8 protein-coding genes are annotated in these 11,372 nt (G+C 70.5%); 6 read left to right on the forward strand and 2 right to left on the reverse strand.

Going from position 1 to position 11,372, the window contains the following annotated elements; all coding sequences use genetic code 11:
* Together ffh and VFF97_RS07055 are read left to right on the forward strand one after the other, a co-directional pair.
* The coding region (ffh, locus tag VFF97_RS07050) for a signal recognition particle protein (RefSeq protein WP_325032782.1) at window positions 1-1,562 on the forward strand (1,562 nt) is incomplete at its 5' end.
* Between the two features lie 596 nt (window positions 1,563-2,158).
* A complete protein-coding gene (locus tag VFF97_RS07055) occupies window positions 2,159-2,626 on the forward strand; it encodes an endonuclease domain-containing protein (protein WP_325032783.1) in 468 nt (155 codons plus the stop codon).
* 161 nt (window positions 2,627-2,787) lie between these two features.
* Here the strand turns inward: VFF97_RS07055 and VFF97_RS07060 are convergent, their stop codons facing one another.
* The gene (locus tag VFF97_RS07060) at window positions 2,788-3,951 is read right to left on the reverse strand and encodes a glutamate--cysteine ligase (protein ID WP_325032784.1); all 1,164 of its coding nucleotides are present in this window, start codon (window positions 3,949-3,951) and stop codon (window positions 2,788-2,790) included.
* Between the two features lie 265 nt (window positions 3,952-4,216).
* Here VFF97_RS07060 and rpsP point away from each other — a divergent pair, with 265 nt between their 5' ends.
* From rpsP to VFF97_RS07080, 4 genes are all read left to right on the forward strand, one after another.
* On the forward strand, window positions 4,217-4,648 hold the full coding sequence (gene rpsP, locus VFF97_RS07065) for a 30S ribosomal protein S16 (RefSeq protein ID WP_325032785.1): 432 nt from the start codon (window positions 4,217-4,219) through the stop codon (window positions 4,646-4,648).
* Between the two features lie 4 nt (window positions 4,649-4,652).
* Window positions 4,653-4,883: an RNA-binding protein gene (locus VFF97_RS07070; protein ID WP_325032786.1), complete on the forward strand. Its 231-nt coding sequence runs from the start codon at window positions 4,653-4,655 to the stop codon at window positions 4,881-4,883.
* Between the two features lies 1 nt (window position 4,884).
* On the forward strand, window positions 4,885-5,562 hold the full coding sequence (gene rimM / locus VFF97_RS07075; RefSeq protein ID WP_414684235.1) for a ribosome maturation factor RimM: 678 nt from the start codon (window positions 4,885-4,887) through the stop codon (window positions 5,560-5,562).
* 105 nt (window positions 5,563-5,667) lie between these two features.
* The gene (locus VFF97_RS07080) at window positions 5,668-9,807 is read left to right on the forward strand and encodes a bifunctional nitrate reductase/sulfite reductase flavoprotein subunit alpha (RefSeq protein WP_325032787.1); all 4,140 of its coding nucleotides are present in this window, start codon (window positions 5,668-5,670) and stop codon (window positions 9,805-9,807) included.
* Window positions 9,808-9,888: 81 nt separating this feature from the next.
* Here VFF97_RS07080 and VFF97_RS07085 read toward each other — a convergent pair whose 3' ends face one another.
* Complete coding sequence (locus tag VFF97_RS07085) at window positions 9,889-11,328, reverse strand: MFS transporter (protein ID WP_325032788.1); 1,440 nt, start codon at window positions 11,326-11,328, stop codon at window positions 9,889-9,891.
* Window positions 11,329-11,372: the final 44 nt, after the last annotated feature.

Consider the following 11,372-nt stretch of genomic DNA (forward strand, 5'->3'; position numbering starts at 1 on the left):
CCGATCGGCTCACCGAGACCTTCCGCAACCTCCGCACCAAGGGCAAGCTCTCGCCCGCGGACGTCGACGGCACGGTCCGCGAGATCCGGCGTGCGCTCCTCGACGCCGACGTCGCGCTCCCGGTCGTCAAGGACTTCACCGCGAAGGTGCGCGAGAGGGCGCTCGGCGACGAGGTCAACCGCGCGCTGAACCCGGCCCAGCAGGTCGTGCAGATCGTCAACGAGGAGCTCGTCGCGATCCTCGGCGGTGAGCAGCGCCGCCTCCGCTTCGCGAAGAACCCGCCGACCGTGATCATGCTCGCGGGCCTCCAGGGCTCCGGCAAGACGACGTTCGCAGGCAAGCTCGCGCGCCAACTCGAGAAGGAGGGGCACACGCCGCTGCTCATCGCGGCCGACCTCCAGCGCCCGAACGCCGTCAACCAGCTGCAGGTCGTCGCCGAGCGCGCGGGGGCTGCGATCTACGCACCCGAGCCGGGCAACGGCGTCGGCGACCCCGTGAAGGTCGCGCGCGACGGCGTCGAGGTCGCGCGGCGGCAGCAGCACGATGTCGTCATCATCGACACCGCCGGTCGACTCGGCGTCGATGCCGAGCTCATGAAGCAGGCCGCCGACATCCGCAAGGCCACCGACCCCGACGAGGTCCTGTTCGTCATCGATGCGATGATCGGTCAGGATGCCGTCAACACCGCGAAGGCCTTCCAGGAAGGCGTCGATTTCACCGGCGTCGTGCTCTCGAAGCTCGACGGCGACGCCCGCGGCGGTGCGGCGCTGTCCGTGGCATCCGTGACCGGTCGCCCCATCATCTACGCGTCGACCGGTGAGGGTCTCGACGACCTCGAGCCGTTCCACCCCGACCGCATGGCGTCGCGAATCCTCGACCTCGGCGACATCCTCACCCTCATCGAGCAGGCGCAGGCCGCGTTCGACGAGGAGGAGGCGCGCAAGGTCGCCGACAAGCTCGCGACCGAGCAGTTCACGCTCGAGGACTTCCTCGAGCAGATGCAGCAGATGCGCAAGATGGGCTCGATGAAGAAGATGCTCGGGATGCTGCCGGGCATGGGCCAGATGAAGCAGCAGCTCGACGACTTCGACGAGCGCGAGATCGACCGCACCGAGGCGATCATCCGCTCGATGACCCCCGCCGAGCGCCGCAACACCAAGCTGCTGAACGGCTCCCGCCGTCTGCGCATCGCACGCGGCTCGGGCATGACCGTGACCGACGTGAACCAGCTCGTGCAGCGCTTCGAGCAGGCCGCGAAGATGATGAAGACCGTCGCGCGCGGGGGAGTGCCCAACATCCCCGGCATGGGTCCGATCCCGGGTGCCGGGCGACCCGGAGCATCGGCGAAGCGCGGAGGCAAGGGCAAGAACCGCAAGCAGGGCTCGCGTTCGGGCAACCCCGCCAAGCGCGCGGCCGAGAACGCCGGCCTGGCGGCACAGGCCTCCTCGCAGCCCTCGGGCTCGGGCTTCGGTCTCGGCGCGGGTGCGGGTGCGGGTGCTGGTGGCGGCACGCCGTCGGCCGAAGACCTCGCCGAGCTGCAGAAGCTCCTCGGGCGGCGCTGAGCGCGCCCCGGCGCTGGGTCGGCGCGGGGTCACCCCAAACGAGGGGATCGCGCCAGACGAGGATGCTCCGCGGCATCCGGCCCTCTCTTCGGGATATGTCCTCGTTTCGCGAATGATGCCGTGCGCTCGCGTCCTCCACAGGTGGCTCCCCAGGGCGACCCTCCCCGCGATCGTCGAACATGCGGCGATGACGGATGCCGCGCGACCAGGCTTTCTGCATGGCCGATGTGGCACTTCTCGTCGCATGGATCGACGGGCGCGGCGGAATCGCCCACACAAGTGACATTCGCGCGGCGGGATTCACCGACCACAACATCCGGTCGGCCGTCGACGGCCGGGCGGCACGTCGCATCAGGCGCTCGTGGATTGTCACCGGGTCCGCGTCGTCGACGGGGTCGGCGGCCGTCGCCGCCCGGGGACGATCGACGTGCCTCTCGGAGGCGCAGCGCCTCGGCCTATGGACGCCGAGATTCGAAGGACTTCACGTCTCGGTGCCGTCCTCCTCGTCAGAACCGGTGCGGTCGGGCATCGTGTTCCACCGCTCGCGCGGACCGATGCCGGTCGCACGTCGGGCTTGGCGAGAGCCCGTCGTGAACATGCTCGCTCACATCTCGACATGCGTCCCGCGGGAAGACGCGCTCGTCGTGTGGGAGTCGGCCATTCGGCACGGACTCGTGCTCCCCGGGCACCTCGCACGCATACCGTGGTCCGGCCCGCGCGCGCGTGAGCTGGCCTCGGCGGCGAGCGAACTGGCGGACTCGGGGCTCGAGACGATCGTGGCGGATCGTCTGCGTCCGTTCGGACTGCCCGTACGCCAACAGGTCTGGCTGGACGGTCACCAGGTCGATCTGCTCATCGGCGAGAGACTGATCGTGCAGCTGGACGGCTTCGCACATCACTCCGACGCCCAAGACCGCCGGCGTGGTATCGCGCACGACGCGCGTCTGAAACTGCGGGGATTCACCGTGCTCAGGTTCGACTACGCCCAAGTGATGTTCGGGTGGAATGAGGTCGAGAACACGATCCTCATGGCCGTTGCGCAGGGATGTCACCGCGTGAGATGACGCGAGACGAGGGGATTCCGCGAAGCGAGGACGTTTCGGGAGGAAGCGCCCTCCTTCGGCCGGAACCCCTCGTTTGGGCGCGGCGCGCGCGGGGGCGCGCTGCGCGCTTCGAGCGCGGGGCAACCGGCGCCTTCGGGGCGCGCGGCGCGGCGCGCGCGGGGTCAGATGGTGAAGTTCGCCAGGTGCTCGCGCAGCGTGGGGCCGGCGCGGAACTCGCGGATGAGGTGCATCACGACCTCGCGCAGGTCGCCCTCGGCGGCATCCGCCACCAGCACCTGGCGCGCGTAGCTCGCGCCCTGCGACAGGATCAACTCGAGCCCGGCGAACTCGCGTGCGCACTTGAGCTCGACGGCGATGTCGGCGAGCACCTCCATCGTCTCGCGCAAGTGCTCGCGCACGGGCCTCTCGGTGCCGTCGCGGTCGACGATGACGCGGGCCTCGAGGCCGTAGCGGGCCGCGCGCCACTTGTTCTCGCGGATGAACCACGGCTGCAGCCGCGGCAGCTCGCGACCCTCGTCGAGTTGTCGCGAGAAGTGCTCCACGAGCGTCTGGACGAGCGATGCGACGGCGGCGAGCTCGGGGAGCGTCGACATCCCGTCGCACGCACGCACCTCGACGGTGCCCCAGCGAGGAGCGGGGCGGATGTCCCACCGCACCTCCGTCGCGTCCTCCATGACCCCCGTGCGGACCATGTCGTCGAGGTAGCCCTCGAATTGCGCCCAGTTGTCGAGCGGCCACGGCAGCCCCGCGGTCGGCAGCTGCTGGAAGACGAGCGACCGGTTCGAGGCGTATCCGGTGCGCTCACCGGCCCAGAACGGCGACGACGCCGACAGCGCCTGCAGGTGGGGGAGGTAGATCGAGAGCGCGTTGATGATCGGGAACACCTTCTTGACGTCGTCGACGCCCACGTGCACGTGGATGCCCCAGATCATCATGTTGCGTCCCCACCACTGCGTGCGCTCGATGAGCTTGTGGTAGCGCGTCTTGTCGGTGATGCCCTGCTTGTACCACTGCGCGAACGGGTGGCTGCCGGCGCACAGGAGCTCGACCTCGAGCGGGTTCGTCACCGTGCGCACGGCCGCGATCGCATCCGCGATGTCGTCGACGGCGGCCGCCACGGTGGCGCCGATGCCGCTCGTGACCTCGACGGTGTTGGTCAGCAGCTCCCCGGTGACTGTGTAGCGCTCGTGCTGCGTGTTCTCGGCGAGCCCTTCGAGCACGTCGGGTGCGCGCGGCACGAGGTCTCCGGTCTTGCCGTCGGCGAGCATGAGCTCCCACTCCAGCCCGACCGACGATCTGGCGGATGTCGCGAAAGGCACCGTCATTTCCACATCTTGGCATGCGGATGCGGGGATCCGCGCGGTTCGTCGGGAGGCTTGACTTCGACGGGCGGTGGTGGTGTTCGCGGGAGCCGCTGCGGTCTGGTGGGCGGAGTGTTCGCAGCACGTCCCGGGGTCTGGCAGAATAGAGGGCTGGACGCGACGCTCGACCCTCTATCCAGTGTCCGTCTCCCTCTGAGCTTCCGCCGGGTGTGCACCCCACGCTCCAGGCGACCGGTTCGCTTCGCTTCCGTTACCTTTCAGGAGAATCGTGGCTGTCAAGATTCGTCTCAAGCGCCTGGGCAAGATCCGTGCGCCCTACTACCGCATCGTCGTCGCCGACTCGCGCACCAAGCGCGATGGTCGTGTGATCGAGGAGATCGGCAAGTACCACCCCACCGAGGAGCCTTCGCTCATCGAGGTCGACTCCGACCGTGCCCAGTACTGGCTGTCCGTCGGCGCCCAGCCGACCGACCAGGTCCGCGCGCTCCTCAAGCTCACGGGCGACTGGGGCAAGTTCAAGGGCGACAAGGACGCCGTCTCGACGGTGAAGACCGCCGAGCCCAAGGCCGACTACCAGCCCGACGCGTCGAAGAAGTCGGTCATCAAGCCCAAGGCCGAGAAGAAGGCCGACGCGCCCGCCGCCGACGCGACCGAGGCTGAGGCCGAGGCGCCCGCCGCCGACGCGACCGACGCCGAGTAATCCGTTGCTCGCCGCCGCGCTCGAACACGTCGTCAAGGGGATCGTCGATCACCCGGACGACGTGCGCATCACCTCGTCGACGTCGCCGCACGGCGACGTGCTCGAGGTGCACGTGCACCCCGACGATCGTGGACGCGTGATCGGGCGCGGCGGCCGCACGGCCAAGGCTCTGCGCACCCTCATCTCGGCTCTCGCCGACGGCCGCCGCGTGCGCGTCGACGTCGCTGACGACTGACGTGGCCGGCGCAGACTCCAAAGGCTCGCAGGGCTCGCGCCCGCCCCGAGCCGGCAAGAAGAAGGGCCGCACGCAACTGCGCGTGGGGCGCCTTGTGAAGGCGCACGGCCTCAAGGGCGCGCTCAAGCTCGAGCTCTACACCGACGACCCCGAGGGCCGTTTCGTCCCGGGCGCCACGTTCACGCTGCAGGTTCCCGAGTCCTCGCCGTGGCACGGCAAGACGCTCACGGTGCGCGAGTTCCGGTGGATGAACAACCACCCCGTCGCGTTCTTCGAGGGCATCGACGACCGCACCGCGGCCGAGAGCGTCGTGCGCGCGATCCTGTGGATCGACCAGGACGAGAGCGCCGCACCCGCCGAGGACGACGCGTGGTACGACCACCAGCTCGTCGGTCTCGATGTCGTGCGTGACGGCGAGACGGTCGGACGCGTCATCCGCGTCGACCACCTGCCCGCGCAGGACCTGCTGATCGTCAAGCCCGCCTCGGGCGGCTCCGAGGTGCTCGTGCCGTTCGTGAAGGCGATCGTGCCAGAGGTCGACATCGCGACCGGTCGCGTGGTCGTCACGCCGCCTGCGGGCCTCTTCGAGGAGCTGCCCGCCGAGCAGGGCGAGATCGACGACGCGGGCGAGGCGGATGCCGCATCCGACGCCGCGCCCGAGGGCGACACCGCCGACTGAGCTCCCGACTCACAAGCCGCGCATCCGCGTGATGCGCGAGATGTGATCCCCGCGAAACACGCCGGGAGGGCCGCCGGAAACGTCGGCATCGGATCATCGATCCGTATGACCACGCCCGCCGACACCATCGTTCGCGAGCACGACGGCGTAACCGGGACGACGATCCGCACCGTCTGCTCGTACTGCGGCGTGGGCTGCGGGATCGTCGTCACCACCGGGACGGGCGGCTCCGGGCATCCGTCGATCTCGCGCGTGGCGGGCGACCGCGCGCACCCGACCAATCGGGGGCGCCTGTGCACGAAGGGTGCGACGCACGACGACCTCATGCGCGCGCCGGGCCGGATGACGACCGCGTCCGTGCGGCCCGAGCGCGGCGCGCCCGCGGTTCCGGTGTCACTCGATACCGCGATCGGAGAGGCCGCGCGGCGCCTGCGGGCGATCATCGACGAGCACGGGCCGGATGCCGTCGCACTGTACGTCTCGGGCCAGATGTCGACCGAGGCGCAGTACCTCTCGAACAAGCTCGTGAAGGGGTTCCTGCAGGGGATCCACCTCGAGTCGAACTCGCGCCTGTGCATGGCGTCGGCGGGGACGGGCTACAAGCAGTCGCTCGGTGCCGACGGACCTCCGGGCTCGTATGAGGACATCGACCGCGCCGATCTCTTCTTCGTGGTCGGGTCGAACACGGCCGACTGCCACCCGATCCTGTTTCTTCGGATGGCCGATCGCCTGCGCGAGGGCGCGCGGCTCATCGTGGTCGATCCGCGCCGCACGGCGACGGCCGATCGCGCCGACCTCTTCCTGCAGATCCGGCCCGGCACCGATCTCGCGCTTTTCAACGGCCTGCTGCACCTGCTCGTCGCCGAGGGTCGCGTCGACGAGGAGTTCATCCGCGAGCACACCGACGGGTGGGACGCGATGCCCGCGTTCCTCACGGATTACGACCCCGCCACCGTCGCCCGGATCACGGGGCTGCGCGAGGCCGACATCCGCACGGCGGCGCACTGGATCGGCGAGGCCGGCGAGTGGATGACGCTCTGGACGATGGGCCTCAACCAGTCCACGCACGGCACGTGGAACACGAACGCGATCTGCAACCTGCACCTCGCCACGGGGGCGATCTGCCGCCCGGGAAGCGGGCCGCTGTCGCTCACGGGCCAGCCCAACGCGATGGGCGGCCGCGAGATGGGCTACATGGGTCCGGGGCTCCCGGGACAGCGCTCGGTCTTCGACGCCGACGATCGCGCGTTCGCGGAACGCGTGTGGGGGCTCGCGCCGGGCACGATCCGGGCCGAGGCAGGCACCGGCACGATCGACATGTACCGCGCGATGGCCGACGGCGACATCAAGGCCGCGTGGATCATCTGCACGAACCCCGTGGCGTCGGTCGCGAACCGTCGCACCGTGATCGAGGGGCTCGAGGCGGCGGAGCTCGTCATCGCCCAGGATGTGTTCGCCGAGACCGCGACGACGGCGTACGCCGACATCCTGCTGCCGGCGGCGCTGTGGGTCGAGTCGGACGGCGTGACCGTGAACTCCGATCGCACGCTCACGCTCGTGCAGCGCACGCTCGACCCGCCGGGCGACGCGCTTCCCGACTGGCGTCTCATCTGCCTCATGGCCGACGCGCTCGGGTTCGGCGAGGCGTTCTCGTACGGGTCGTCCGAGGAGGTGTTCGACGAGCTCCGCCGCTTCTGGAACCCCGCGACGGGGTGGGATCTGCGCGGGGTCACGTACGAGCGGCTGCGCGACGGGCCGGTGCAATGGCCCGCCCCGCCTGGCGACGCGGAGGCGCGGCATCCGATTCGGTACGTCAACGACGGCGTCAGCCAGAGCCTGCATACGGACGAGGGCGGACGGATGCCGCGCCTCGCGTTCCCCACGCCGTCGCGGCGCGCGCAGTTCCTCGCCCGCCCGCACCTCGATCCGGCCGAGCTGCCCGACGACGATCACCCGTTCGTGCTCAACACCGGGCGGCTCCCGCACCAGTGGCACACGATGACCAAGACGGGGCGGGTGCCGGCGCTCATGCGACTCAACTCCGGACCGTTCGTCGAGGTGAACCCGCGCGACGCGGGGGCGCTGGGCGTCGCCGAGGGCGATCAGGTCGAGGTCGCTTCGCGTCGTGGGCGTGTCGTGCTGCCGGCCGTCGTGACGGATCGCGTTCAGCCGGGGTCGTGCTTCGCCCCGTTCCACTGGAACGACGAGCACGGCGAATACCTCACGGTCAACGCGCTCACGAACGACGCCGTCGACGAGGCGTCGCGGCAGCCCGAGTTCAAGTACGCGGCCGTCACGCTGCGCCGGGTGGCCGCGGCCGCGAAGAGCGAGGAACCGGATGCCGCAGCCCTCGTCGCCGGCGACGATGAGCGCCCCGCGCTCGCGCCCCACGAGGAGGCGTACCTTGCCGGGTTCCTCGCGGGTGTCGCGGGTGCGGGCGCTCGCGGTGCGGTCGAGCCGACGCTGCCGGCGACGGCACCCGTGTCGTCGCCGGTGCGTGCGTGGTTCGACGGCGTGCTCGCACGGGCCGCCGCCGGCGGACTCGAGCCGGCAGCGCTGACCTCCACCCTCGGCGGCGGACCGGTACGCGACGCCGTGCTGCTCGTGTGGGGCTCGCAGACCGGCACGACGGAGGAGTTCGCGCGCTCGACCGCGACCGCGCTCGCGGAGCGGGGCGTGCGTGTGCGGCCCGTGGGAATGGACGCCGTCGGCGTGGGCGAGCTCACGCGCGTCGACAGGCTTCTCGTCGTCACCTCCACGTTCGGCGACGGCGGACCGCCCGACAACGCGTCGGGTTTCTGGGATGAGCTCCGCGCCGAAGGTGCCCCGTCGCTGGACGGCCTGCGGTACTCGGTGCTCGCGTTCGGCGACACCGGATACGCGGACTTCTGCGGCCACGGACGGAGCATCGACGCGCGCCTGGACGAGCTGGGGGCGACGGCGATCGTGCCCCGCGTGGACTGCGAGGCGAATGATCCGGCTCCGGCACGACGGTGGCTCGACGCGGTGATCGCGGCGCTCTCGGGCGCGCCCGGAGGAAGCCCGGGCACGGCGAACGGCACACCGACAGCCGGCGCGGCGGTCGCGGCATCCGACTCACCATCGTCGACCGCGGCGTCGGCCCCCGAGCCGTTCACGCGAGCCCGTCCGCTCGTGGCACCCGTCGTCCACAACGAGCTGCTGAGCGGCGCCGGATCGGCGAAGGAGGTGCGGCGGATCGCCTTCGACCTGTCCGCGGCGGGCGTCTCGTACGCGGCGGGCGACTCGATCGGGGTGGTGTGCGACAACGATCCGCGCACGGTCGACGCGTGGCTGTCGACAACGGGGCTCGGCGCGGCGACGACCGTGTCGGTCGACGGTGAGCGCCGGCGGTTCGGCGACGTGCTGCGCACCCGGCTCGACATCACGCGCATCACGCCCGCACTCCTGCGGTTCGTCGTCGAGCGAACCGGCGACGCGACGCTCGCGCGACTCGTGCGCAGCAGCAGCGCCGACCTGGAGCGGTTCCTGTGGTCGAAGCAGGCTGTCGACCTGCTGCGTGAGTTCCCCGTGCGCGCCGAGCCGGAGGAGTGGATCGACGTGCTTTCGCGCCTTCTGCCGCGCCAGTACTCGATCTCGTCGAGCCCGCTCGTCTCGCCCGACCGGGTCGAGCTCACCGTCTCGGTCGTGCGCTTCCGCACCGAGGCGGGCGAGCCGCGCGGGGGAGTGTGCTCGACGCTGCTCGCGGATCGCGCGGCGCACGCACCCGTGCCGATCTACCTGCAGCGGTCACCGCACTTCCGCCCGCCGCTCGACCCGACGGCGCGCGTCATCATGGTCGGGCCGGGAACCGGCGTAGCGCCATTCCGCGCGTTCCTGCACGACCGTCGCGCCAACGGGCACACCGGCCCGAACTGGCTCTTCTTCGGCGACCAGCACGCCGCGAGCGACTACCTCTACCGCGACGAGCTCGAGGCGATGCACGCCGACGGTTTCCTCACGCGCCTCGACCTCGCGTTCTCGCGCGACCAGCGGCAGAAGATCTACGTGCAGGACCGGATGCTGGAGCACGGAGCCCGCCTATGGCACTGGCTGCAGGAAGGCGCGTTCCTCTACGTGTGCGGCGATGCCTCCCGCATGGCGCGCGACGTCGATGCGACCCTCGTCCGTCTCGCTCGCGTGCACGGTGGGCTGAGCGAGGACGACGCCGAGGAGTTCAAGAAGCGTCTCGTCGCGGAGAGACGCTACCTGCGGGACGTGTACTGAGTCGGTCGGCCGCCTGAACGGGACGGCCGCGCACACGAGAAGGGCGGGACTGGCGCACCGACCCCGCCCCTCTGTGTGCGCTCAGATCCGCTCGCGCGCGAGCGCCTTCCGCGGGATCGCGTACACGAAGAGCGTGATGGCGAGCAGCACCGCGTACGCGGCCGCGAACGCCCAGAACGCCGCGGTGTATCCGCCGGTCGCGGACTGCGACGCGTTGAGCAGCTGAGGCACGAGGAATCCGCCGTACGCGCCGATCGCCGAGATGAGGCCGAGCGCCGCCGCGGCCTGCCGCTGCGAGGCGACGGCGGGCGCCGTGTCCGCACCCCTCACTCTGCCGCGCGCCGAGAAGACCATCGGGATCATGCGATACGTCGACCCGTTCCCGATGCCCGTCGCCGCGAAGATCACGACGAAGCACGCGAGGAACAGCCAGAAGCTCCCCAGCGGAAGCAGGCCGATGAGCGCGAGCGCGCCGAGTGCCATGACCGCGAACGCGGCGACGGTCACGCGGGCGCCGCCGAAGCGGTCGGAGAGCCGGCCGCCGTAGGGGCGCGCGAGCGATCCGACGAGGGCGCCGATGAAGGCGAGCGACAGCGACGCCTGACCCACCTGGAACGTCGAGAACTCGGGGAACTGGTCGGCGATGAGTTTCGGGAACACGCTCGCGAATCCGATGAACGAGCCGAATGTGCCGATGTAAAGGACGGAGAGGAGCCACAGGTGCGGTTCGCGAAGCGCTGCCGCGGATGCCGCGAAGTCCGCCTTCGCCGACGAGAGGTTGTCCATGTAGCGCCACGCGCCCCATGCGGCGAGGAGGATAAGCGGGATCCACATCCACCCGGCCAGGGCGAGGTTGAGCGTCGCGGCCGCGCCGAAGGTCACGGCGATCGGCACGAGGAGCTGCGCGACAGAGGTGCCGATGTTGCCGCCCGCCGCGTTGAGTCCGAGAGCCCAGCCCTTCTCGCGCTGCGGGAAGAAGTATGTGATGTTCGCCATCGAGCTTGCGAAGTTGCCGCCGCCGACGCCCGCGAGCGCCGCGACGAGCAGCATCACGCCGAACGGCGTCGAGGGGTTCGTGACGACGATGCCGAGGAGCGTCGTCGGCACGAGCAGCAGCGCGGCCGAGACGATCGTCCAATTGCGGCCGCCGAACCTCGCGACCATGAACGTGTACGGGAAGCGGAGCGTCGCGCCCACAAGGCTCGGCAGCGAGATGAGCCAGAACGCCTCGGAGCTCGAGAACGAGAAGCCGGCTGCGGGCAGCATCACGACGACGATGCTCCACAGCTGCCACACGATGAAGCCGAGGAACTCGGCGAAGATCGACCACACGAGGTTGCGGCGGGCGATCGAGCGGCCCTGCGCCGCCCAGAAGGCCGGGTTCTCGGCATCCCAGCCGTCGATCCAGCGGCCGGGGCGCCGCGTGAGCAGTGAGGCGGGTACTTCGGGGGCCGGCGCGCCGCGATCGGCGGGCTGGGTGTCGGACTGCGGGGGTGAGGACGTTGCGGGGGTGATGGTCATGAGGGCCTCCTCCGGTCGTGTGCTCCGACGCTAGGGATCGGCTG

It is taken from the genome of Microbacterium sp. (assembly GCF_035687345.1).
GTDB lineage: Bacteria > Actinomycetota > Actinomycetes > Actinomycetales > Microbacteriaceae > Microbacterium.

Excerpts from the sequence above, each read along its gene's own strand:
- VFF97_RS07080 (WP_325032787.1), top strand. The coding sequence starts at position 5,668 with ATGACCACGCCCGCCGACACCATCGTTCGCGAGCACGACGGCGTAACC.
- VFF97_RS07060 (WP_325032784.1), bottom strand. The coding sequence starts at position 3,951 with ATGACGGTGCCTTTCGCGACATCCGCCAGATCGTCGGTCGGGCTGGAG.
- VFF97_RS07085 (WP_325032788.1), bottom strand. The coding sequence starts at position 11,328 with ATGACCATCACCCCCGCAACGTCCTCACCCCCGCAGTCCGACACCCAG.
- VFF97_RS07055 (WP_325032783.1), top strand. The coding sequence starts at position 2,159 with ATGCTCGCTCACATCTCGACATGCGTCCCGCGGGAAGACGCGCTCGTC.